The following is a 23,254-nucleotide window of genomic DNA, read 5'->3' as shown; positions in this document are numbered from 1 at the left end:
CAGTGATTTGGATTGGAGCCCTGCCGCACGTATGTATGACGTCATGGGACCGTGCCTTGCCGCCTTCATGGCGACAATTCGGCGGTGGGCAAGATAAGTTGGCGGTTTGATTTCGGTGCTTTTGGCGCTACGGACCGTAAAAGGCAATGAAGGCAGAATTTTATGGTTATTGGCATGCTTGGCTTCCAGACGACGGTTTCGCGCCCGGTGACGCTTTCGGGCACCGGCGTCCATTCCGGCGCGGAAGTCACTATCACTTTCAATCCGGCTGAAGTCGATACCGGCGTCGTTTTCCATCGCATGCATGAAGACGGCAGTGTCACCGAATTGCGTGCCGTCTCCGCCCAGGTCGGCAACACCGATCTCTGCACTGTCCTCGGTTTTTCCCCCGTTCATTCGGTTGCGACGATCGAACATGTCATGGCCGCGCTCTATGCACTCGGCCTTGACAACGTCGTGATCGAGGTTCACGGCGCCGAAATGCCGATCATGGATGGCAGTTCGGCGCCCTTTATCGAGGCGATCGAGCAGGTTGGCCTCGTCTCGCTCGGCATCAAGCGCCGCTATATCCGCATCACCAAGCCGGTTCGCATCGAACATGGCGGGTCGTGGAGCGAATTCCGTCCGTATGACGGCACGCGCTTCGAAGTCGAGATTGATTTCGATTGCCCGCTGATCGGACGCCAGAAATGGGAAGGCAACCTGACGGCCGCGAACTTCAAGTCCGAACTGTCGCGCGCACGTACCTTCGGCTTCATGCGCGACGTGGAACGCCTCTGGGCGTCGGGTCATGCGCTGGGTTCGTCGCTTGAAAATTCTGTCGTCATCTCCGACGACAATACCGTCATCAACATCGAAGGCTTGCGCTACGCAAAGGACGAGTTCGTGCGTCACAAGGCGCTCGATGCGGTCGGCGACCTGGCCCTTGCCGGCGCTCCCTTCATCGGCTGCTACCGCTCCTATCGCGGTGGCCACAAGATGAATGCCAATGCTTTGAAGGCGCTGCTCAGCGACACAACTGCCTATGAAGTTGTCGAGACTTCTGCTGCGCGCCCGCGCGTTACACCCCGCGATTTCGTCGCTGTTAACGCTCCCGGATTCGCCCCCTGGTCGGCATGACCTCCACACCAAATTTCAGGCCAGGGCCGCCTCCTTCGGGAGGCGGTTTTTTTTAGTACTTCCGTAAGCCGATAACTGTTCTCCAACATATGCTTAGGAGCAACAGGCCCGATTAAAGTTAAAAACCGGGATATTCTGACGCTCGCTGCCACAAAAATGCGTCAATGGCTCATCATTGCGTTGCTCTTGCCACACATTTGTGGCTAGAAACGCCGGCGAGGTGTGGCTACCGCAGGGTTGGGGTAGCGGCAGTTGGGATTCTTTTATGGGTTATGCAAGGTCTGAAGGTATGATGAAGACAGCGCGCGCTTTGCTCGCATCGCTCGTGATTTTGAGTGCAGGCGCCTTGGTTTCCGGTTGCCAATCGGACCCTGATATCGACATCACCAAGCTCGGCGTCAATAACGATCCGCCGGACGTCCTCTACAGTCAGGCGCTTGCCAACATGAAGGCAGGCAACATGGTCGAAGCCGCGCGCAAGTTCGACGCGATCGACCGCGAAAACCCGTTCTCCGAATGGGCGCGCAAGGCTCTCGTCATGAGCACCTTCGTGAAGTACCGCCAGGGCAAGATCGACGATGCTCTCGCTTCAGGCAACCGCTATATGGCGCAGTATCCGAAGTCCGAAGACGCGGCATACGTTCAGTATCTGATCGGCCTCAGCTATTCGAAGCAGATTTCCGACGTGACGCAGGATCAGCGGGCTTCCTCCAAGACCATCGAAGCCATGCAGGCCGTCATCGACAACTACCCCGACTCTGAATATGTCGACGACGCCCAGGCGAAGATCCGCTACGCCCGTGACCAGCTCGCCGGCAAGGAAATGCAGGTCGGCCGTTATTACCTCGAGCGCAAGGAATATCTTGCAGCCATCTCCCGCTTCCGTATCGTGGTCGAGAAGTATCCGAACACGAATCAGATCGAAGAAGCGCTGGCGCGCCTCGTCGAGGCCTATTACGCGATGGGTATCGTGGAAGAGGCGCAGACAGCAGCCGCCGTTCTCGGTCACAACTATCCGGATAGCCAGTGGTACGCCGATTCCTTCAAGCTGCTGCAGTCGGGCGGTGCAGAACCCCGGGAGAACAAAGGCTCCTGGATTTCCGCAGCCGGCAGAAAGCTGCTGCTCGGCTCGTGAGGCCTGACACGCAATGCTGATCCAGCTTTCGATCCGCGATATCGTTCTGATCGAGCGGCTGGATCTTGCCTTCGAAACCGGGCTCTCGGTTCTGACAGGCGAAACCGGTGCCGGCAAATCCATTCTCCTCGACAGTCTGTCGCTGGCGCTCGGCGGGCGCGGCGACGGCGGCCTTGTGCGTCACGGCGAGGACAAGGGGCAAGTGACGGCCGTCTTCGACGTGCCGATGGATCACGGTGTCCGCCAACTTCTGCGCGAGAATAGCATCGATGACGAAGGCGACCTTATCTTCCGGCGCCAGCAATCGGCCGACGGACGCACCAAGGCCTATGTCAACGATCAGCCGGTGAGCGTGCAACTCATGCGCCAGGCCGGACAGATGCTGGTCGAAATCCACGGTCAGCATGACGACCGCGCGCTCGTCGACACGCATGCGCACCGGCTTCTGCTCGATGCCTTTGCCGGCATCAACGAGGACGCGACCTCTGTCTCCGAGCTTTACCGTATCTGGCGCGACGCAGAGCGGACGCTGAAAAAGCATCGCGAAAAGGTGGAGAACGCAGCCCGCGAAGCCGACTATCTCCGGTCCTCCGTTGACGAGTTGGAAAAGCTCTCGCCGCAGGACGGCGAAGAGGAGGAGCTTGCTGATCGCCGCCAGAAGATGATGAAGGCGGAGCGTATTGCCGGCGACATCGCCGAAGCCTCCGAGTTTCTGAACGGCAATGCCTCTCCGGTGCCGCATATCGCCTCGCTCGTGCGCCGCCTGGAGCGGAAGAGCCACGAGGCGCCCGGACTGCTGGAAGACACCGTGGCGCTGCTTGATGCGGCTCTGGACCAGCTTTCCAACGCGCAGATGGAAGTGGAGGCGGCGCTTCGAAAGACGGAATACGATCCGAAGGAATTGGAGCGCGTCGAGGAGCGTCTCTTCGCACTCCGCGCCGCGTCCCGCAAATACTCCGTGCCTGTGACCGAGCTTCCGGCGCTTGCCGTGCGGATGATCACCGACCTTGCCGATCTCGATGCCGGCGAGGAGCGACTGGTGAAGCTCGAAGCCGAAGTCGGCGCGGCCAAGGCGAATTACGCTGCCGCTGCCCGCTCGCTTTCAGACAAACGTCACCATGCAGGCGAAGCGCTCGCTGCCGCGGTTATGGCGGAACTTCCGGCGCTGAAGCTGGAGCGCGCGCGCTTCATGGTCGAGATCGCGACGGATGCGGCAGACGCAACGGCCGAAGGCATCGATGTCGTCGAGTTTCACGTTCAGACCAACCCCGGCACGCGTCCGGGTTCAATGATGAAGGTGGCATCGGGTGGCGAGCTCTCGCGCTTCCTGCTTGCTTTGAAAGTGGCGCTTGCCGATCGCGGTTCGGCGCCGACGCTCGTCTTTGACGAAATCGATACCGGCGTCGGCGGTGCCGTTGCCGATGCGATCGGTCAGCGCCTGAAACGGCTTTCCGATCGCGTGCAGGTGCTCTCGGTCACCCACGCCCCGCAGGTGGCCGCACGGGCGGCAACGCATCTGCTCATTTCCAAGGGTCCGGTCTCCGACGGCTCCGAGAAGATCGCCACGCGTGTCGCGACAATGGCACACAAGGATCGCACCGAAGAAATCGCCCGCATGCTTGCCGGAGCCTCCGTGACGGAAGAGGCAAGGGCGGCTGCGGCTCGGCTGTTGGCAGGGAATGCTTGACCTCTCTTCTCCCAGCCGAGCATAGCGAGGTGATGAGGGGGGGCCGCGTCGCCAGACGCGAATGGCCGAAGCGGGAGCGAAGGACTTCTTGCAACGCATCGCTCGTCGCCCCTTATCCGGCCTTCGGGCTCCGTCTCCCGCTGGGGAGAAGGGAGTTCCGGTTTTCCTGCTTCTTCCCAACGCCGTTTTTTGCTCTAAAACGACTCCAGATTCTCTGGAGTGATCCCACATGCCGACCGAGTCCGTTGCCGTTGAAGACCTGACGATCGATGATGCCGCCACCGAGCTTGCGCGGCTGGCGAAAGAGGTCGCCCATCACGACGCGCTTTATCATGGCAAGGATCAGCCGGAGATTTCGGACGCGGACTATGACGCGCTGAAGCGGCGCAACGATGCGATCGAGGCGCGGTTTCCGGAACTGATCCGCGAAGACAGCCCGTCGCGCCGGGTGGGTGCTGCACCCTCCGTCACCTTTGCGCCGGTCGTCCACGCCCGCCCGATGCTGTCGCTCGACAATACGTTTTCGCAGGAGGACGTGCAGGATTTCGTCGCCGGTGTCTATCGCTTCCTGGGGCGCCTGCCGGACCAGTCGATCGCCTTTACCGCCGAACCGAAGATCGATGGGCTCTCCATGTCGATCCGTTACGAGAACGGTAGGCTGGTCACGGCTGCAACGCGCGGCGACGGCACGACGGGCGAGAACGTCACGGCCAATATCCGCACCATCAAGGAAATTCCGAATGAACTGCCCAAGGGCGTTCCCGCCGTCGTGGAAATACGCGGTGAAGTCTATATGGCGAAGAGCGATTTTATGGCGCTCAACAAGCAGATGGAGGCCGAGGGAAAGCAGACCTACGTCAACCCGCGCAACACGGCAGCCGGATCGCTGCGCCAGCTCGATGCGAAGGTGACGGCGAGCCGCAAGCTGAAATTCTTCGCCTATGCCTGGGGCGAGATGTCGGAGGTGCCGGCCAATACGCAGTTCGACATGGTTCAGCTCTTCAGGGATTGGGGCTTCCCGGTCAATCCGCTGATGAAGCGGCTGAATTCCGTCGCCGATATTCTCACCCACTACGACGAGATCGGCCTGAAGCGCCCGGACCTCGACTACGACATCGACGGTGTCGTCTACAAAGTTGACAGCCTTGAACTCCAGCAGCGCCTCGGCTTTCGCTCGCGCAGCCCGCGCTGGGCGACGGCTCACAAGTTTCCGGCAGAACAGGCGTTCACGACGGTCGAAAACATCGACATTCAGGTCGGCCGCACCGGCGCGTTGACGCCGGTCGCGCGGCTTACGCCCGTCACTGTCGGCGGTGTGGTGGTGACCAACGCGACCCTCCACAACGAGGACTACATCAAGGGCCTAGGCAATTCCGGCGAGCCCATCCGCGACGAGGAGCACGATATCCGGATCGGCGATACGGTGATCGTGCAGCGGGCCGGCGACGTCATTCCGCAGGTGCTCGATGTGGTGCTCGAAAAGCGGCCGACGGACGCGGTGCCTTACGCGTTTCCCAAGCGCTGCCCGGTCTGCGGTTCGCATGCTGTGCGCGAAAGAAACGAGAAGACGGGAAAGCTCGATTCCGTTACGCGCTGCACCGGCGGCTTCGTGTGCCGCGCGCAGGCAACAGAGCATCTCAAGCACTTCGTCTCGCGCAACGCCTTTGACATCGAGGGTCTGGGTTCGAAGCAGATCGACTTCTTCTTCGAGAGCGAGGATGACGCGCTGAAGATCCGCACGGCGCCGGAAATCTTCACGCTGGAACGGCGCCAGCAGAATTCGTTGACGAAACTCGAAAATATCGAAGGTTTCGGCAAGGTCAGCGTCGGCAAGCTCTATGCGGCGATCAACGAACGGCGCAGCATCGCGCTTCACCGCTTCATCTATGCGCTCGGCATCCGCCATGTCGGCGAGACAACGGCGAAGCTGCTGGCGCGCTCCTACGGCACTTATGAGGCTTTCGCCTCGGCGATGAAGGAGGCCGCGCCACTTTCCGGCGATGCCTGGAACGACCTGAACGCCATCGAAGGCATCGGCGAGATCGTCGCCCGCGCCATCGTGGAGTTCTATAAGGAGCCGCGCAACGTCGAGGTGATCTCGGCGCTGCTTTCGGAAGTGACGCCACAGGAGGCGGAGCAGCCGGTCACCTCCGGCAGTCCGGTTGCTGGCAAGACGGTTGTCTTCACCGGCTCGCTGGAGAAGTTCACCCGCGACGAGGCCAAAGCCAAAGCGGAGAGCCTCGGCGCAAAGGTGGCAGGCTCGGTCTCCAAGAACACCGATATCGTCGTTGCCGGACCAGGCGCGGGCTCGAAGCTCGACAAGGCACGCGAGCTTGGCGTCGAGACCATGGATGAGGACGAGTGGCTGGCGCTGATCGGCGGATAGGCTCCCTTGATTTGTTCCCGGTTTGGGAATATCTTACTGTTTATGCAAATCATCGCCAAGTCGACGTTGCGTGCCTTTTGGGAGCGGCATCCTCAGGCGAAGGTGCCTTTAAGCGTTTGGCATTCGATTGTCAGCAAGGCGAACTGGACAGGGCCGTCCGATATCAAGAAGACATTCGGCACCAATGTCGACTTCGTCGGCGATAACAGAGTGATCTTCGACATCGGCGGTAACAAGTACCGGCTAATCGTGCATGTCGCGTATGGTTATGGCCGCGTGCTGATCAAGTTTGTCGGGACGCATGCGGAATATGACAGAATCGATCCGGAGACTGTGTGATGGAAGTCAGACCGATTAGAAATGATGCTGATCTCGCTTGGGCGATCGGCGAAGTCACGCCTTATTTCGATGCGCCTCCGGCGCACGGCAGCGCGGACGCTGATCGATTTGATGTGCTTTCCGATCTGATCGAAGCCTATGAAAGCCGGCGCTTTCCGGCAGTTGAATTGGAACCGGTCGATTTTCTTTACGCCTTCATGGAAATGACCGACCGCACGCAGGCCGACCTCGGCAATGTTCTGGGTTCCCGTTCCCGGGCCTCCGAGATTCTCCACCGCAAGCGCGCGCTTACGGTGGAAATGATCTTTAAGCTCAACGAGGCATGGGGCATTCCGGGCGATTGCCTCTTAAAGCCTTACAAGCTGGCCGTGGCCTAGAGCGGCTAAATGCGCACCCGTGCCATCGTATAGGCGTCGACATAGCTGCCAGCTCGGAAGGCAAAGGCTTTGAGCAGGCCTTCCTGTTCGAAGCCGAATTTCTTGTAGAGCGCGATAGCGGCGGCATTGTCGGTATAGACGGTCAACTCCAACCGTTTGATGTTCAGCCAGTTGTCCGCCGTATCGATGAGTTCGGCGAGCAGGGCGCTGCCGATGCCTTTGCCGGCGAAATCGTCATGCACGCCCATGCCGAGGCTTGCCACATGGCCGCGCCGTCCGTGATAGCGCGTCATGCCTGCGTCGCCGACAACTTGGCCATTCAACTCGGCGACGAGGCTGACATGGCCGGCGTCGGCGTTTTCGAAGCGTTTGCGCGTTTCCTCGACGGTTTGATAGGGCAGGCGCAGCGTGCCGAAGCGGAAGCCGGGCAGGTTGATGAGTGCCGTCACCGCCTCGATATCGGAGGCGCGCAACGTACGAATGATCAGCCCCGCCGTCGCTGGCGGGTGTTCGGATGGATTGTTTTCTAACGTTTTCAAAATGCTCTCCTTGAATTTAAAGAGGAGAGCAGACTTCGAAACCCTGCTCGCCTCGGCAGGGTTTCGGGCTGATTGGATGATTAACGCGCCAAAGCTGCCCCGCACCCTGCATGGGTCGTGGTCATATGCATGGCCGTAAGAATGATGCTCGTTCCGATCATGAGCAAAAAGTCGTTGATCTTTTCCGGAAAGTCAACCTGCGGCATTTGCCTGGCTGCACCGGCGGGTTAAGCCTGTCGTGGACGGCAGAATCGCGGAGCAGCCTTGAAGACCATCGCCATCGATTTCGAAACGGCCAATGAGCAGCGCGGCAGCGCCTGTTCGGTCGGCCTTGCCTGGATCGAGGAGGGCACGGTCACTCGTGTCGAGGAGCGGCTGATCCGACCGAAGGATATGCGTTTTTCCGGGATGAATATCGCAATCCACGGCATCCGGCCCGAGCATGTGGAAGATGCGCCGGAATTTCCGGAAGTCATGGACGAGTTCCACGATGATTTTCAGGGCGCGACGATGATCGCGCACAATGCCGCCTTCGATTTCAGCGTCTGGCGCGCTTCGCTCGATCTTTATCGCCAGTCCTATCCGGAACTCACCTATCTCTGCAGCCTTAAGATGGCACAGCGCATCTGGCCACAGTTCCTGTCGCACAGATTGAACGTAATTGCCGAGCATCTCGGCCTGCGCTTTTCCCACCACAATGCCGCGGAGGACGCTGCCGTGTGCGCGCGTGCGGCGATCGAGATGGCGAGGGCGGTCAAGGCGGCCGCCGTGCATGCCATTCCCGCGGCGATTGGCATGACGCCCGGCAGACTCACCGCAAGCGGCTACGAGCCCTGCACTTGCCGAAAGGCATAGTTCGCGCTTTCTTGTTTTGACGGCGGCCGTACTTATCTAGTGAAGCGGATTATTCAGGGAGCCGCGATGTCCTCGTTGCATAAGCTTGTTCTTTCCGCCGCTTCGGTTGCCGCGCTGGGCGCCGGTGCCGCGTCTGCCGAAGTCGTCGGCAAGGTCGGGGTCGACTGGATCGGCAACGATATCATCGTCGATGCGATCCCCGATCCGGAGGTGAAGGGCGTGACGTGCCATGTCACCTATTTCGACCGCAGCATCATAGACCGGGTGAAGAACGGCAATTGGTTCGAGGATCCCTCGAACAATTCGATCGCGTGCCGTCAGACGGGACCGATCGAAATCGGCGACATCAATCTCTCGAAGGACGGCGACGAGGTGTTCAAAGCGGGCATGTCGCTCATCTGGAAGAAGCTGGTCGTCAATCGCATCTACGACAAGACCAATGACACGCTGATCTATCTCGCCCATTCCCGCGAACTGACCGATGGCTCGGCGAAGATGTCGATCTCGACGATCCCGCTTTATGGCCAGAACGTCACCTGGAAGAACGGCAAGCCGCAATGAAAAGGAGGCCTGGTTTTCGCCAGGCCCTTTCGATTCCGACAGTGCCGGAGTTCAGGCGGCTTCGCGTGTCAGTTCGTCGGCGATGACCGTGTCGAGGTTGAGGAAACAGACCATGGTCTTTTCCCGTGCCACGATGCCGCGGCAGAAGGCGCGCTGGGCTTCCGGAATGATTTCCGGCGGCGGCTGCAGGTCTTCGCTTTTGATCGTCATCATGTCCGAAACCTGTTCGACCAGGAGACCAACCAGCTTGCCGGCGATGTCGGTGACGATGATCGCGGAGCGCTCCGACGGCTCCGTCATCTTCATGCCGAGGCGGCAGGCCATGTCGATGACCGGGATCACCGCGCCGCGAAGGTTGATGAGGCCGAGTACGTAGGGCGGCGTGTGCGGCATCGGGGTCACCGGCGCCCATCCGCGGATTTCGCGGATTGCCATGATGTCGATGCAGAATTCCTGTTCCGCGAGATGAAAGGAAACGATTTCGAGGTGGGAACCGGCCTGCGTGATAACGGCGCTTGTCATGATCAGAATTCTTCCCAGTTGTCTCTGGCCGAAGCGGCCACGGCTTTGGCGGCGGCGCCGCCACTGAATGCGTCCGCGACCTTGCCAATCAGGCTCCGTGCGGGTGAGGGTTTCGGATGCGAGGCGGCGGTTGCTTCTCGCGGCGCGTGACGGGCATTCATGCCCTCGCCGGTCTTGAACTGTCCAACGAGCCGGATCAGATTTTCGGCGTCGGCAGCAAGCATGTGGCTCGCGGCGTTCGTCTCTTCGACCATGGCCGCATTCTTCTGCGTGGCCTGGTCCATCTGGCTGATGGCCGCATTGATTTCGTTCAGTCCAACGGATTGTTCGCGCGCAGAGGTTACGATTGATTTAACGTGCTCGTCGATGCGCAAAACATCTTCGCCGATCTCGCGCAGCGCTTCGCCGGCTTTTGTCACCAGTTCTCCGCCTGTCTTTACTTCGCCGCCCGATTTGGAGATCAAGGCCTTGATATCCTTGGCCGCGCCCGCTGCGCGCCCGGCAAGTTCGCGCACTTCCTGTGCTACGACCGCAAAGCCCTTTCCGGCTTCGCCGGCGCGGGCCGCTTCGACACCGGCGTTCGACGCTCTGCTGGATGCTGTTTGCTCGATCCAGCGCACTCTCGACACGGGCGCCTTCAAACCAGCCGACAGCGAGCATTGAGCTGAAACCGAGGAGGGCGGCGCCCGAGCGTCCACAGTCTCTGGTTCACCGAAAGGGTCTTGCGTATTGTCGCATTCGTCATAGAGAAATCGTCCTGCCTCAGATGCCGGATTGAAGTATTCGTGCAGTTGCATGCAAACACCCGTGTCTGACGACACGCCATAGACATCATGTCGGAGCGGCGCGGAGGGCGCCGGACGCCCTATAAAATATAGGGTTGACCGCTTAAGTCTTTGCTAACGATGTATTTCTTGCCGGCATCTTCCTGTTTGCCGGTCAAGTATTTGTAGTAACAAGTTTTTCTCTTAAGATCGATTTCCGGCGCTGCCATTTCTGCGCATACCCGGTGAGGCAATTAATCACGGGTGAGAAAACGGGATGTTGAATTGCGTGCGCTCCGCAGAAGAGGTATCAGGCGCGCAGTCGCGGGCTGCGCCGTCCGCTTGCTTTCAGGGGTCGTAGACATGAAGAATTTCCGTGTCGCCGTTTGGGTTGCCATCATCATTGTCGCGGCCGTGCTCGGCTTCCTGACGCTGAACATCACGAAGACGAGGGATATCCCGCTCGCCGAGGGGCCGTTCGGCGTTCCGTTCACGCTCGTTGCGCAAAACGGCCAGCCGATCACCGAGCAGGCGCTTCGCGGCAAGCCGAGCGCCGTCTTCTTCGGCTTCACGCATTGCCCCGAGGTTTGCCCCACGACACTCTTCGAACTCAATGGCTGGATGGAGAAAGTCGATCCGGCGGGCGACAAGCTGCAGGCCTATTTCGTCACCGTCGATCCGGAGCGCGATACGCCGGAAATCATGAACCAGTACGTCTCGAACGTTTCGAAGCGCATCACCGGCATCTCCGGTCCGCCGGAGAAGGTCGCCGACGTCGTCAAGGGCTTTCGCGTCTACGCCAAGAAGGTGCCGGTCGACGAGAAGGATCCGAATGGCGATTACACGATGGACCACACCGCATCGGTCTTCCTCTTTGATTCCGAGGGCCGTTTTGCCGGCACGATCGCCTATGGCGAAAACCCGGACACGGCGGTAAAGAAGCTGGAGAATTTGATCAGCAAGGGATGAAACCATGGGGGCCGGGCATCGCAGCATCCTGATCGCCGGTGCCGGCGCGACGGGTCTTGCGGCAGCGGTGGAACTTGCCCGGCGAGGCTTTCGTCCACGTATCATCGACAGCGATGCAGGCCCGGTGCCGCTGACCGAGAGCCGGGCGCTCGGCATCAATGCCCGCACGCTCACCTTGCTTTCGCCCTCCCGTGTCGCAGACACGATCCTGCAGGAAGGCCATAGGATCGACCGCTTTCGGGTGCGGTCAGGCGGGAAAGTGCTTTTCGAGATCGATCCTTCTAAAATCGGCGGCCGCTTTCCGGCCATCCAGGCACTTGCGCAGGGCCATACGGAACGGCTGCTGCTCGGCAAGCTTTCCGACTATGAAGTCGAGCCGGAGTGGCAGACCGTGCTTGAAAGCATCAGCGGCACGATGGACAAGCCGCATGTGACGCTGCGCCGCGCGGACGGCTCCCGCGAGGAACTCGACCCCGACATCCTGATCGGCGCAGATGGTGCGCACTCGGCCGTGCGCAAGGCGGCAGGTTTCGGCTTTCCGGGCGACGCTCTCGAAGAGTCCTTCCATCTTGTGGACTATCGCTATCCGCAGCCGATCGACGCACATTACGTCGAGATCAGCCTGTTCAATCCCGGCATGGTCGGCAGGATTCCGGTTTCCCGCGATACGGTGCGATACATCTCGACGCTTCCGGATTTCGAGAGCCATATCGAGCATCCGGTGCCCGGCGGCGAATTGGTGTGGGCTGCGAATTTCCGCATCCATTTCCGACATGTCGAGCGCATGTCAAAGGGTAACGTCTTTCTCGCCGGCGATGCGGCGCATATCCATTCGCCGGCTGGTGCCCGCGGCATGAATCTCGGCATCGAGGATGCCTGCTGGGTTGCCTATCTGATTTCGGAAGGCCGAGAACAGGATTATTCGGGCCTTCGGATGCCGGCGGTCAAAATGGTGCTGAAGCAGACATATGGGCTGACGAGGCTGGTGACCATGCATCATCCGGTTGCGACCGGCCTTCGCAATTTTTTCGCACCGCTGCTGATCCGCATCCCGGGAATTACCCGGCGGATACTGCGCAGCGTTGCCGGATATGATACGCCGCCGCCGGTCTGGATCGACGACGCGCAATAAGAATAGGAAAAGTTCGAGTGAGTGAAATTCGCCTGTACGTGACGACGACCGAAAAGAAGGCCGGGCAAGTCCTTGATCTTCTGACCGAGGTCTTCGGTGAAGAGGACATTGCGATCGCGACGACCGAGATCGATGAGAAGAAGGACATCTGGGAAGCCTCCGTCTACATGATGCGGGAGGACGAAAACGCGGTTCGCCTTCGCATCGAGGAGGCGCTGAAGGTTCCGTTTCCAGACCTGAAGGTCGCGCGCGAAGTCATTCCCGATATCGATTGGGTGGCGAAATCTCTTGAAGGTCTGAAGCCGGTGCGGGCAGGGCGCTTTCTCGTTCATGGTTCGCATGACCGCGCCAAGGTACGCCCCGGCGATATCGGTATCGAGATCGATGCAGGGCAGGCCTTCGGCACCGGCCATCACGGCACGACGGCCGGCTGCCTGGAGGTGATCGACAGCGTGTTGCGTTCGCGGCCGGTCGGCAATGCGTTGGACCTCGGGACGGGCAGCGGCGTCTTGGCTATTGCGGTGCGCAAGCTCAAGAATATCCCGGTTCTCGCGACCGATATCGATCCGATCGCCACGCGTGTCGCAGCCGAGAACGTGCGGCGGAACGGCATTGCGTCCGGGATCATTGCGAAGACTGCGCCGGGCTTTCATTCGACGGCCTTTGCGGAATACGGGCCGTTCGACCTCATCATCGCCAATATTCTGGCGCGGCCGCTGATCAAGATGGCGCCGAAACTGGTCGAGCACCTGGCACCTTCCGGCTCGGTGATCCTGTCCGGCATTCTTGCGCAACAGCGCTGGAAGGTGCTTTCGGCCTATAATGGCGCAAAGCTCCGCCACGTCCGCACCATCTGGCGAAACGGCTGGGTGACGATCCATCTCGACCGTCCGTAAGCTATCGGCAAAAAAAGAAGGCGGTGCCAAACGGCACCGCCTTCGACCGTTAGACGGCCATGCCCGCGAGCTCGAAGGAGGAGGAGCGCTCGAGCGGGCTCTACAGTTCTGATTGCCGGTCCGTTGAGGGAGGAGGAGAAACGAAGCGGCAAATAGCTCAGAACGCGTAGCTGGGTACACCCTTGTGGTGCGTAACCTTGTGGCCCGTGCCGAGCATCTTGAGGCTATCCCCATTGAGCGGACGGCGGGCACCGATGACATGATGCACAGTCTGGCGTTCGCCAGCCTGCACCGGGCTGCTGTAAGCGAAGCGCGACAGAGAGGCAGTCATTTTCATTTCCTTTTCGTTGCAGGCTCGATTCCGAACCCGTTTGATGCGCCGTATATAGCTATTCCCAAATCCTTAGGCAGAGGGTTTCGCTCATGGGAGCCATGCGTGGAACGCATAAAGCGTGCCAGTTTCGATTCTGCTGTCACATTTCTGCCAAAATATTGAGCGGCCTAACCTAGGGCAAAGTGGCTCCTTTTTCTCCACTTGCCCTGATTTTTCGATAACATGGGCCGCACGCTTTTCGGCGGATTCGGATATAGCCATTGGGTTTTCAGCATGTTCCAGTCTTTTGAGGTCACCTCCACGCCACAATTCGGCCGCGATCGGGTTGGGCAACTGCGCGCAAGTTTCGATGGGCTTGGCATTGATGCCTTCCTCGTGCCGCGAGCCGATGAGTACAACGGCGAATATGTGCCGGCATGCGCGGAGCGCCTGTCTTGGCTCACCGGCTTCACCGGATCAGCGGGCATTGCGCTCATCACCCATAGCCAGGCGATCATTTTCGTCGATGGCCGCTATGTGACGCAGCTCGCCGAGCAGGTCGACGGCTCGGTCTTTACCGGCGGCGATCTCGTCAACGAGGCACCGCATGTCTGGATAGCCAAGAACGGCAAGCAGGGCATGCGGCTCGGCATCGATCCGTGGCTGCATTCCGGTGCCGACGTGCGCCGTCTTGAAAAGGCGCTTGCCGAGATCGGCGGCACATTGGTGATGCTGCCGCACAATCCGCTCGACAGGCTCTGGACGGATCGCCCGGCCGAACCGCTCGGCGCTGTGGTCATCCAGAATGTCGCTCAGGCCGGCATGCTGGCGAAGGACAAGATCGCGACGGTTGCCGCCGATCTCGCCAAGAAGAATGCCGCAGCCGTGCTGATAGCCGATCCCTCTTCAATCGCATGGATCTTCAACATTCGCGGTGCCGACGTTCCGCATACGCCGCATCCGCTGGCTCGCGCTATCATCCACGCCGACGGCAAGGCGGAACTGTTCCTCGACAAGCGCAAGACCGGCATCGAGCCGGAAGCCTATCTTGCGCAGATATGCGTGCAGCTGCCGCCATCTTCGCTCGACGAGCGGCTCGCTGGCGTGTCAAAGGATGGCGGCCGGGTGATGATCGATCCGGATATCGCTTCCTATGCGCTTGCCGACATCATCCGCAAGGCGGGCGGCGAGGTGGTGGAGGGCGCCGATCCCGCCAAGCTGCCGCGGGCGGTGAAGAACAGCGTCGAGCTCAACGGCTCGGCAGCGGCGCACCTGCAGGACGGTGCGGCCATGGTCGAGTTCCTTTACTGGCTATCGCAGGAAAAGCCGGGCACGGTGACGGAAATTGCCGCGGCCGAGAAGCTGGAGGCCGTGCGTGCCGGCGTCGGCCAGAACATGCAGAACCCGCTCAAGGATATCTCCTTCGACACGATTTCCGGGGCCGGCGAGCATGCCGCGATCATGCATTACCGCGTGACAGTCGATACCAACCGGACGATCAATGCCGGGGAGCTTTTCCTCATCGATTCCGGCGCGCAATACATCAATGGTACCACGGATATCACCCGCACCGTCGGCATCGGGGCGGTTTCGGAGGAGCAGAAGCGCTTCTTCACGCTGGTGTTGAAGGGCATGATCCAGATCAGCACGGCGCGCTTTCCGAAGGGCACGCGCGGCTGCGATCTCGATCCGCTGGCGCGCATCGCGCTCTGGCGGGCAGGCGTCGACTTCGGGCATGGGACCGGCCACGGCGTCGGCTCCTATCTTTCGGTGCACGAGGGGCCGCAACGCATTTCGAGGATTTCGACGCAGGAACTGCTGCCCGGCATGATCCTTTCCAACGAACCGGGCTATTACCGGCCGGGCAGCTTCGGCATCCGCATCGAGAACCTGATCTATGTGCGGGAGGCGGAGGACATCGAAGGCGGCGACATGCCGATGCTCGGTTTCGAGACGCTGACCTACTGCCCGATCGACCGCACCATCGTCATCCCCGAATTGCTGACGCATGACGAGCTGCACTGGTTCAACGACTACCACGCCCGCACCCGCGAGGCGTTGATGCCGCTGATCCACGACAAGGACGTCAAGGCGTGGCTGGAGAATGCGACGCTGCCGCTGGAATATTGAGGTTCAAGTGCCGCGCGGCCTAAAATCCGATCGTGCGGCGCCAAGCCATGACGATGAGCCAGGCCGCGACCAGCATCCAGGTATGCGATACCTTGAGGCCGACGATGAGAGCGACGACAAGCGCCAGCTTGGCATCCCAGCCGCCGTCGAAGAAGGCCGGCGCGACGATGGTCGTCAGCACGGCGGCAGGGACGGCGTTGAGGGCTGCCTCCATGCGCGGAGGGATGCGTTTCATCGTGGTGATGAGCACATAGCCGCCAATGCGCGTCGCATAAGTCGCAACAGCCGATGCGAGGATCACGAGGACCATCTGGAGATCGAATTCCATGTCAGACCTCGTGCGGTTCGTTTTCGGGTTCGGGCTTGTGGACGGAAGGCAGCGGCATCAGCGCAGCCAGGATGATGCCGGCCGCAGCCCCCAGGCTGACATGCCAGGGCGAGCCGACATAGTGATAGGCGATCGCCGAGGCGACGGCGCTGACAAGGGCGACGGGCAGGAAGTTGTCGCGGTTGCGGAAGCCGAGCACGATGCCGAGGAAATAGGCGGGTAGCAGGATATCGAGGCCGAGCGCCTTCGGGTCGCCGATGAAGCTGCCGAGCAGCCCGCCGAGTAGGCTGATCAGCACCCAGGGCACGTAGATGATGATTCCGAAGCCGAGATACCAGATGAAGGTGACCGGCTTTCCCTCCTCGCCGCGTTTCGCCATTGCAGCGAACTGCGGGTCGACGAGCAGGAAGAAGGTGAAGAACTTCTGCAGCGGCGTGAACTCGCGGACATAGCGCGCGATCGCCGCCGAATAGAGGACATGGCGGAAGTTGACGGCGAGGATGGAGGCGACGATCAGCCAGGCCTGGACGTTGTGGCCGAAAAGCTCGATGCCGACCATCTGGCTCGCACCCGCGTAGACCGTGGCGCTCATCAGTGTCAGTTCGCCGAGCGACATGCCATTATCCACGGCAAGCGCGCCGAATAGGGCGCCGAAAGGCGCGGCCGCCACGGCGACGGCAAAGCCGCCCCGCAAACCCTCGGCAAAATCCGCGCGACTCATCGGCACGTGTCCTTCTTCAAAACGACCCTGCTCTATGTGCCCAGCGCCTTGGCCGCAATCGAATTTCCTTGATCGACCAATCGATTTCGCTGAACGGTGGGAACCTCAGACAATGGCGGGAGACGAGACGGTGAAGCCGATAGACTTTTCCAAGGAAGACAAGGCGGCGCTGATCGCGCGCATCCAGCACTTCTTCGACAAGGAACTGGATCAGCCCGTCGGGCTGCTCAAGTCGGAACTGGTCCTCGATTTCTTCGCCAAGGAGATCGGCGCCGCCTATTACAAACAGGGCCTGCAGGATGCGCATGCTGCATTTCTTAAGCGCGCCGACGACCTTGCTGACGATATCTACGGGCTGGAGCAGGCGGCGCGGGACTGAGCCTCAGCCGGCGAGAACCTTTTGGCTGTCGATGATCTCGACGCCGCGTGCGCGCATCTCATCGATGGCAGCAGCCACCCCTTCCGGTGTGATGCCGCGGCTTGCATCCTCGATGAAGCGGACCTTGATGCCGGGCATCATCGCCAGAGCATCGAGCGCCGAGAACTTGACGCAATAATCCGTGGCTAGGCCGCAGATGTCGATCTCGTTCACGCCCTGGTCCTGAAGGAAGTCGGAAAGACCTGTCGAGGCATCCTGATCGTTGTCGCGGAATGCTGAATAGCTGTCCACCAGCGGATTCTCGCCCTTCTGCTGAATAAGGTCGATCTCTTCCGATTTGAGCGCCGGATGAAACTCGGCATCGAGGGTGTTTTTCACGCAGTGATCCGGCCACATCATCTGCGGCTTGCCGGAAAGCTCACCCATCTCGAAAGGCTTCTTGCCGGGATGGGAGGAGGCGAAGCTTCCATGGCCAGGCGGATGCCAGTCCTGCGAGGCGACGATCAGATCGTATTTGCCGCTGTCGATCAGACGGTTTGCGACCGGCACCACCTGATCACCTTCCGGCACCGGGAGATTGCCGCCGGGGCAAAAGCCATTCTGAATATCGACCAGCAATAACGCTTTCATCAGGCGACTCCATACGTTTGCGGTGCAGCATGCCAAGCGGATACGCCACTATCAACTAGTGGATTCGCAGGTGGTTAAGCGCAAGCTTTTTTTGGGGCGCGGCGGGCTCCCCGCGACCATGTCTATCCCAGCGGCACGGGGTGGCGACTCAGTCGCCGTGCGTTTCGTGGAAGTCGGCCTGGCCGCGCTTCCAGTAGCCGGCCGCCTTGATCCAGGCTTTCGGATGCTGGCGCTCATCGACCATGACGGCGCGCAGGCGCTTGGCGACGAGAGTTTCGCAGGCGATCCAGACATAGCCGTCGCCGGTGGGAAGCGTGAGGCCGCGCAATGCCTGGTCGAGCTGATCCGTGGTGCCGGCCGGTGCCAAACCCCGATGAAGCCAAAGCGTCGTCAGCTCGGCCTTGCTTTCCAGCGCCTGCTCCTCTTCGGGTCCTGCAACCTCGGCGACGACGAGCGCCCGGGCGGAGGCCGGCAGTTCTTCGAGGCGGCGGCCGATCGCGGGAAGGGCGGTTTCGTCGCCGGCAAGCAGATACCAGTCGAAGTCGGTCGCAACCACGAAGGAGCCGCGCGGGCCGCCGACGCCGAGCTTGTCGCCGGGCTGCGCGCGCAAGGCCCATTCGGTTGCAGGGCCTGCCTCGTGGAGCGCGAAGTCGAGATCGAGTTCGCCCGTCACCGGGTCGAAGCGCCGGGGCGTGTAATCGCGCAGCGCGGGCTTGTTGGCCGGATCGATGAGAAGCCTGCCTTCGGGACTCATGTCCGGAAAGACGGGCTCTTCGCCAGGGCGCGGAACGAGGATCTTCACGTGATCGTCATACCCGAGGCTGACGAAATCGTGAAGATCCGATCCGGTCAGCGTGATGCGCAGCATTTGCGGCGTCAGTCTTGCAACGCGGCGGACGGTCAGCACGCGCCGCTTGATGTCGTGGCGGACGCGTTCGATCCGGTGGCGGATTTCGGTGATCTTGGAGGCGGTATCTGCCGTCATCGATGGTTCCTTTGTTCGGAACCGGGGCGCATGGGACGCAGACATGCCGCGCCGCTCGCAACCCGGCTCGGGTTCGATCAGCGCGTTGGTTGACGTTAACGCCTACGTGCCGCGTTGGTGATGCGGCATATGTCTCGTGTCTAACGGCCACCCGGTGGCTTGGCAAGGATAAAACATGATTTTAAAATGAAGGTTTTGTAATCCTTGTCTGCACGCCGCGGTCCGCAAGTGGATTGGACGCCGGCGGCAGGCTCATGCGTCCACGGGTGTGCCTTGTCCGCTGGCGAAAGCGCAGCCGCCGCGCTAGATATTTCGTCCGGCCAGGCGAGGAGACCACAATGGCAATCAGCATCGTGCAGTTGGGCTCGCCACGGGGCAAGGACGAGGGCCTGCGCATCGGCACAGTGCGCCGCCCGCCGCGCGGCGTGCCGAAGGAGGAGTTTGCGAGCCGCGACTATTACGACGTCTGGCTGCCGATGCTGGCGCCGAGCCAGGAGCTGGTGGCCGATGCGAAGGCAGTGCAGACCGAGGCCGAGTGGAAGGCCTTTTCTCGCGCCTATCTCAAGGAAATGGCCGCAGCCGACACCAGCCGGGTCCTCGACACGCTGGCAGCGCTTTCCCACACCGCCAACTTTGCCGTCGGCTGCTACTGCGAAAACGAAAGCCGCTGCCACCGTAGCCTGCTACGCGGGCTTCTTGCGGAGCGCGGTGCGCGGCTTAGGGCGGAGGCCTGCTCCTAGGCGGCGGATGCTCGCTCTTGCCGATCCCGGTTATTTCTGCCTTCCTTGGCGCAGAAGAGCAGGCGGGAGCAAGCCATGACCGAGCCAGGGCCAGAAGAGAAAATCGACGCCACTTTCCGCAACGGCTCGCTGACGGCGGCGGGCATTATCCTTGGCTTTTCGCTGAGCTTCATCAGCCGCTGGGTCTCCAACCCGAATGACTGGAGCCGGATCGACATCCTGCCGATGCTGCTTTTGACCGTCGGCATCGCGTTGCAGGTGAAGGTCTTCGCCGACCTTTTGGCGCGGGACTCGCTCATCGCCGCCAAATACGACCGGTCGCGGCGGCTCTTCCTGATCGGATTGAGCATCGTCGCCATCGGCATCGCGATCGCGCTCGTCAACGACATTCTGGGGATGGGCACGATGCCGATGCTGGGGTGAGCGGGCATTCATTCACGCCCGCTCCACAAGGCATTCGGCGCGCTTCTACCGGGCCGTCAGGCTTTGCCTTGGCCGCGGCGCTGTCACGCTGCCGTCCGCATGGATGTTTGAAGAGGTCAGGTCCCAATCAGCTTGTTGCAAGCTGCCAGTGCAATGCCCGGATTGCTGAGAACAGCAATCACCAGAGACAGACCAATCACCGATAGCGAATAGCGTTTCATCTGCATCCTCCTATTCCAGCCCGAGAGGAAGTATGGGGGAGAGGAGGGTGGAGGGGGAAGTCACGAATGGGTGAGGTAACATAGGAGTGAATCCACGGCTTTTGCGTGGGTCGCAGTCGTTCCATCGCGCCTGCATGGATTGCGCTTTTTGAAACGCGAATTAGAGACTTTCGTTTGGCAAGCCGGCAAACAACCTTTGAAAAACCCAGAAAAACAGGTGTTTATGGACGGGCACTAGCTAAACCCTTTCCACAAACCCATCCAGCACGCGTTTCTGCCCCGCCCGATCGAAGTCGATCGTCAGCTTGTTCCCCTCGATCCCCGTAATATTCCCATTGCCGAATTTCAGGTGGAAGACGCGCTCGCCCATCTGGAAGCGGGAGGGTTCGGCGGAAGTGGATTTGGCGACGAGTTCGCCTTCGATGGTTCGGCCCTTGGGGCCGCTTTCGCCGTAGCCGATGCGTTCGACGGCATGGCCGGAGCGGGTGCCCCAGTTGTCGCGGGTGGCGTCGGTCTTGTTGGCTTGGGCGCGCTTCCAGCCGGGCGTCGAATAGGAATTGGCGAAGGGCTCGGCCTTGTCGAAGCGCGACTGGCCATAGCCGCCGCGGCCGTAACCGCCGTAGCTCTGCTCGACTTCGGCGACTTCCACATGGGTTTCCGGCAGTTCGTCGAGGAAGCGCGACGGGATCGTCGATTGCCAGAGGCCGTGGATGCGGCGGTTGGAGACGAACCAGATGTGGCAGCGGTGCTTGGCGCGGGTGATGCCGACATAAGCGAGGCGGCGTTCCTCCTCGAGGCCGGCGCGGCCGCTTTCGTCCAGCGAGCGCTGATGCGGGAAGAGGCCTTCTTCCCAGCCGGGCAGGAAGACGGTATCGAATTCCAGCCCCTTGGCCGAATGCAGCGTCATGATCGAGACGGCGTCGAGGTTTTCGTTCTGCTCGGCATCCATGACCAGCGCGACGTGCTCCAGGAAACCGCGCAACGACTCGAAGCTCTCCATCGAGCGGATGAGTTCCTTGAGGTTTTCCAACCGTCCGGGCGCTTCGGCGGTCTTGTCGGCCTTCCACATGTCCGTATAGCCGGACTCGTCGAGAATCTGCTCGGCAAGTTCGGTGTGCGGCGTGTTTTCGAGCAGCCCTTGCCAGCGGCGGAAAGATTGAACCACGTCGAAGAGCGCCTTGCGGGCCTTCGGCTTCAACTCGTCGGTTTCGATAATGTCGGCCGCTGCGGCGAGCATCGGAATGTCGCGGGCGCGGGCGTAATCGTGCAGCGCGCGGACGGTGGTGTCCCCGAGGCCGCGCTTCGGCGTGTTGATGATGCGCTCAAAGGCGAGATCGTCGGCGGGCTGGGCGACCAGGCGGAAATAGGCCATGGCATCGCGGATTTCGAGACGCTCGTAAAAGCGCGGGCCGCCGATGACGCGGTAGTTGAGACCAAGCGTGACGAAGCGGTCTTCGAATTCGCGCATCTGAAAGGACGCGCGCACGAGGATCGCCATGTCGTTGAGGTTATGTTGCTTGCGCTGCAGCGCCTCGATCTCCTCGCCGATGGCGCGGGCTTCCTCTTCGCTGTCCCAGGAGGCGTGCACCTGGACCTTCACGTCCTCCGGGTCGGCGCGATCGGTGAAGAGCGTCTTGCCGAGGCGGCCTTCGTTGTGGGCGATCAGATGCGCGGCGGCGCCGAGGATATGCTCGGTCGAGCGATAGTTGCGCTCCAGCTTGATGACTTTGGCACCCGGGAAGTCCTTCTCGAAGCGCAGGATGTTGTCCACCTCCGCGCCGCGCCAGCCATAGATCGACTGGTCGTCGTCGCCGACGCAGCAGATGTTGATGGTGGTGCCCCTGATCTCTCCCCTTGTAGGGGAGATGTCGGCGGAGCCGACAGAAAGGGGTGTTCTCGCGTCGGTGTCCGAGGGGATACCCCTCTCTGCCCTGCCGGGCATCTCCCCCACAAGGGGAGAGATCGGCTTGCTGCTCGGCCGCTGTGCCAACAGCCGCAGCCACATATACTGCGCTGTGTTGGTGTCCTGGTACTCGTCGACGAGGATATAGCGGAAGCGCTGGTGGTATTCCTTGAGCAGGTCCGGGTTCTTGCGGAAGATGGCGATCGGATGCATCAGCAAGTCGCCGAAATCGCAGGCGTTCAAGGTCATCAATCGCGCCTGATAGGCGAAATAAAGTTCCCGGCCCTTGCCGTTTGCAAAGGCGCGGGCGTCACCTTCGGGAATGTCGGCCGGGCCGAGGCCCTTGTTCTTCCACGTGTCGATCATGCCGGCGAACTGCTTGGCGGGCCAGCGCTTGTCGTCCAGCCCCTCGGCCTGGATCAGCTGCTTGATCAGGCGCACGACATCGTCGGTGTCGAGGATGGTGAAGTCGGAACGCAGGTTAACGAGCTCGGCATGACGGCGCAGCAGCTTGACGCCGATCGAGTGGAAGGTGCCGAGCCAGGGCATGCCTTCGACAGCGCCGCCAACGAGCAGCGCGACGCGCTCCTTCATCTCGCGGGCCGCCTTGTTGGTGAAGGTGACGGCGAGGATTTGCGAGGGGAAGGCACGGCCGGTGCTCAGGATATGAGCGATGCGGGTCGTCAGCACCCGGGTCTTGCCGGTGCCGGCGCCCGCCAGCACGAGGACCGGGCCTTCCAGCGTTTCGACGGCTTCCGTCTGCTCGGGGTTTAGGCCTGCGAGGTAATCTGGCCGCTTGCCGCCATCGCGGGCGGCCATGGCGCGGGCGGCGATCCCTCCGGCTGTAGGGGCTGGCGCCTGCGGCTTGCGCGGCGCTTCGCCCGGTTCTTCGTCGAAGAAGGGGATATCGTCGAAACTATTGCTCATGGCGCGTAATGTAGTGATTCGGGATGGAAAGGCCAGAAAAGATGTTCTGCTTTCATTCCCACGGTTCCAGGGGCCGGTGCATGGGCTCTTCTTATGAAAGTGGATTGTCGATCTTGTGTCGCAGTTATGACACGCCAGCAGTCTCCTCGATCGCTGAAGAAGTGACTGGTAATATGGCGGTGAGAAATACGCTTCCGCTCAAGCAAAAGTGACATGCTTCCGTTCGGATGGAGATTACAATTCTGTAATGACCGGCACTTGCGCTTGATGAGG

Annotated in this window: 22 protein-coding genes and 3 pseudogenes; 15 read left to right on the top strand and 10 right to left on the bottom strand. The window is 61.0% G+C overall.

Annotated elements, in window-relative coordinates; all coding sequences use genetic code 11:
* Positions 1–162 precede the first annotated feature (162 nt).
* The 6 genes from lpxC (at position 163) to ACZ9BX_RS08200 (ending at position 7,043) form a co-directional block, all read left to right on the top strand.
* A complete protein-coding gene (gene lpxC, locus ACZ9BX_RS08225) occupies positions 163–1,119 on the top strand; it encodes a UDP-3-O-acyl-N-acetylglucosamine deacetylase (protein ID WP_086994639.1) in 957 nt (318 codons plus the stop codon).
* Positions 1,120–1,384: 265 nt separating this feature from the next.
* Positions 1,385–2,254 (top strand): outer membrane protein assembly factor BamD, encoded by an 870-nt coding sequence (locus ACZ9BX_RS08220; RefSeq protein ID WP_027508745.1) that lies wholly within the window; start codon positions 1,385–1,387, stop codon positions 2,252–2,254.
* Positions 2,255–2,267: 13 nt separating this feature from the next.
* Positions 2,268–3,941 carry a DNA repair protein RecN gene (recN, locus tag ACZ9BX_RS08215; protein WP_476217018.1) on the top strand — a complete coding sequence of 558 codons (1,674 nt, stop codon included), beginning with the start codon at positions 2,268–2,270 and terminating at the stop codon, positions 3,939–3,941.
* A gap of 229 nt (positions 3,942–4,170) precedes the next feature.
* Positions 4,171–6,327: an NAD-dependent DNA ligase LigA gene (gene ligA / locus ACZ9BX_RS08210; protein ID WP_476217016.1), complete on the top strand. Its 2,157-nt coding sequence runs from the start codon at positions 4,171–4,173 to the stop codon at positions 6,325–6,327.
* Positions 6,328–6,369: 42 nt separating this feature from the next.
* Entirely contained in the window at positions 6,370–6,666 is a 297-nt protein-coding gene (locus tag ACZ9BX_RS08205; RefSeq protein WP_132565079.1) for a type II toxin-antitoxin system HigB family toxin, read from the top strand.
* Entirely contained in the window at positions 6,663–7,043 is a 381-nt protein-coding gene (locus ACZ9BX_RS08200) for a helix-turn-helix domain-containing protein (RefSeq protein ID WP_476217013.1), read from the top strand. The genes ACZ9BX_RS08205 and ACZ9BX_RS08200 overlap by 4 nt, the downstream gene beginning before the upstream one ends.
* A 5-nt stretch (positions 7,044–7,048) precedes the next feature.
* Here ACZ9BX_RS08200 and ACZ9BX_RS08195 read toward each other — a convergent pair whose 3' ends face one another.
* The gene (locus ACZ9BX_RS08195) at positions 7,049–7,585 is read right to left on the bottom strand and encodes a GNAT family N-acetyltransferase (RefSeq protein ID WP_476219931.1); all 537 of its coding nucleotides are present in this window, start codon (positions 7,583–7,585) and stop codon (positions 7,049–7,051) included.
* Between the two features lie 261 nt (positions 7,586–7,846).
* On the opposite strand from ACZ9BX_RS08195, the gene ACZ9BX_RS08190 reads away from it, so the two are divergent.
* Both ACZ9BX_RS08190 and ACZ9BX_RS08185 read left to right on the top strand, forming a co-directional pair.
* Complete coding sequence (locus ACZ9BX_RS08190) at positions 7,847–8,437, top strand: 3'-5' exonuclease (RefSeq protein ID WP_086994619.1); 591 nt, start codon at positions 7,847–7,849, stop codon at positions 8,435–8,437.
* Between the two features lie 66 nt (positions 8,438–8,503).
* Positions 8,504–8,998 carry a CreA family protein gene (locus tag ACZ9BX_RS08185; protein WP_086994616.1) on the top strand — a complete coding sequence of 165 codons (495 nt, stop codon included), beginning with the start codon at positions 8,504–8,506 and terminating at the stop codon, positions 8,996–8,998.
* A 51-nt stretch (positions 8,999–9,049) separates the two neighbouring features.
* On the opposite strand, the gene ACZ9BX_RS08180 is transcribed toward ACZ9BX_RS08185, so the two are convergent.
* Positions 9,050–9,520 carry a chemotaxis protein CheW gene (locus ACZ9BX_RS08180; protein ID WP_086994613.1) on the bottom strand — a complete coding sequence of 157 codons (471 nt, stop codon included), beginning with the start codon at positions 9,518–9,520 and terminating at the stop codon, positions 9,050–9,052.
* Positions 9,521–9,522: 2 nt separating this feature from the next.
* Positions 9,523–10,107 (bottom strand): annotated as a pseudogene (locus ACZ9BX_RS08175) (methyl-accepting chemotaxis protein); the annotation flags it as partial.
* 540 nt (positions 10,108–10,647) lie between these two features.
* On the opposite strand from ACZ9BX_RS08175, the gene ACZ9BX_RS08170 reads away from it, so the two are divergent.
* Genes ACZ9BX_RS08170 through ACZ9BX_RS08160 form a run of 3 tightly spaced genes read left to right on the top strand, consistent with a single transcriptional unit; the run spans position 10,648 to position 13,281 of the window.
* Positions 10,648–11,253 (top strand): SCO family protein, encoded by a 606-nt coding sequence (locus tag ACZ9BX_RS08170; RefSeq protein ID WP_476217010.1) that lies wholly within the window; start codon positions 10,648–10,650, stop codon positions 11,251–11,253.
* Positions 11,254–11,257: 4 nt separating this feature from the next.
* Entirely contained in the window at positions 11,258–12,385 is a 1,128-nt protein-coding gene (locus ACZ9BX_RS08165) for an FAD-dependent oxidoreductase (RefSeq protein WP_476217009.1), read from the top strand.
* Positions 12,386–12,402: 17 nt separating this feature from the next.
* Positions 12,403–13,281 (top strand): 50S ribosomal protein L11 methyltransferase, encoded by an 879-nt coding sequence (locus ACZ9BX_RS08160; protein WP_476217007.1) that lies wholly within the window; start codon positions 12,403–12,405, stop codon positions 13,279–13,281.
* Positions 13,282–13,438: 157 nt separating this feature from the next.
* Here ACZ9BX_RS08160 and ACZ9BX_RS08155 read toward each other — a convergent pair whose 3' ends face one another.
* On the bottom strand, positions 13,439–13,612 hold the full coding sequence (locus ACZ9BX_RS08155; protein WP_165918524.1) for a hypothetical protein: 174 nt from the start codon (positions 13,610–13,612) through the stop codon (positions 13,439–13,441).
* A 276-nt stretch (positions 13,613–13,888) separates the two neighbouring features.
* Here ACZ9BX_RS08155 and ACZ9BX_RS08150 point away from each other — a divergent pair, with 276 nt between their 5' ends.
* Positions 13,889–15,724, top strand: coding sequence for an aminopeptidase P family protein (locus ACZ9BX_RS08150; RefSeq protein WP_476217005.1), 1,836 nt, complete (start codon positions 13,889–13,891; stop codon positions 15,722–15,724).
* Between the two features lie 19 nt (positions 15,725–15,743).
* Here the strand turns inward: ACZ9BX_RS08150 and ACZ9BX_RS08145 are convergent, their stop codons facing one another.
* Positions 15,744–16,052, bottom strand: coding sequence for an AzlD family protein (locus ACZ9BX_RS08145; RefSeq protein ID WP_086994605.1), 309 nt, complete (start codon positions 16,050–16,052; stop codon positions 15,744–15,746).
* A 1-nt stretch (position 16,053) separates the two neighbouring features.
* Positions 16,054–16,773, bottom strand: a complete 720-nt coding sequence (locus ACZ9BX_RS08140; protein WP_476217002.1) for an AzlC family ABC transporter permease — start codon at positions 16,771–16,773, stop codon at positions 16,054–16,056.
* Positions 16,774–16,885: 112 nt separating this feature from the next.
* Here ACZ9BX_RS08140 and ACZ9BX_RS08135 point away from each other — a divergent pair, with 112 nt between their 5' ends.
* Positions 16,886–17,152 carry a DUF2164 domain-containing protein gene (locus ACZ9BX_RS08135; protein WP_476217000.1) on the top strand — a complete coding sequence of 89 codons (267 nt, stop codon included), beginning with the start codon at positions 16,886–16,888 and terminating at the stop codon, positions 17,150–17,152.
* 3 nt (positions 17,153–17,155) lie between these two features.
* Here the strand turns inward: ACZ9BX_RS08135 and pncA are convergent, their stop codons facing one another.
* Positions 17,156–17,782 carry a bifunctional nicotinamidase/pyrazinamidase gene (gene pncA / locus ACZ9BX_RS08130; RefSeq protein WP_476216998.1) on the bottom strand — a complete coding sequence of 209 codons (627 nt, stop codon included), beginning with the start codon at positions 17,780–17,782 and terminating at the stop codon, positions 17,156–17,158.
* A gap of 148 nt (positions 17,783–17,930) precedes the next feature.
* The gene (locus tag ACZ9BX_RS08125; protein WP_476216996.1) at positions 17,931–18,767 is read right to left on the bottom strand and encodes a siderophore-interacting protein; all 837 of its coding nucleotides are present in this window, start codon (positions 18,765–18,767) and stop codon (positions 17,931–17,933) included.
* A gap of 338 nt (positions 18,768–19,105) precedes the next feature.
* Between ACZ9BX_RS08125 and ACZ9BX_RS08120 the strand changes: the two genes are divergently transcribed.
* Complete coding sequence (locus ACZ9BX_RS08120; protein WP_476216994.1) at positions 19,106–19,507, top strand: DUF488 domain-containing protein; 402 nt, start codon at positions 19,106–19,108, stop codon at positions 19,505–19,507.
* A gap of 75 nt (positions 19,508–19,582) precedes the next feature.
* A complete protein-coding gene (locus ACZ9BX_RS08115; RefSeq protein WP_476216992.1) occupies positions 19,583–19,930 on the top strand; it encodes a hypothetical protein in 348 nt (115 codons plus the stop codon).
* Between the two features lie 459 nt (positions 19,931–20,389).
* Here ACZ9BX_RS08115 and ACZ9BX_RS08110 read toward each other — a convergent pair.
* Positions 20,390–21,982 (bottom strand): annotated as a pseudogene (locus ACZ9BX_RS08110) (ATP-dependent helicase); the annotation flags it as partial.
* A 132-nt stretch (positions 21,983–22,114) separates the two neighbouring features.
* Positions 22,115–22,981: pseudogene (locus ACZ9BX_RS08105) on the bottom strand (ATP-dependent helicase); the annotation flags it as partial.
* Between the last annotated feature and the right edge of the window lie 273 nt (positions 22,982–23,254).

The sequence above is a fragment of the Rhizobium sp. USDA 3886 genome (assembly GCF_056279785.1).
Note: the sequence above shows the minus strand (reverse complement) of the source record. Positions and strands in the feature narration are given on the sequence as shown.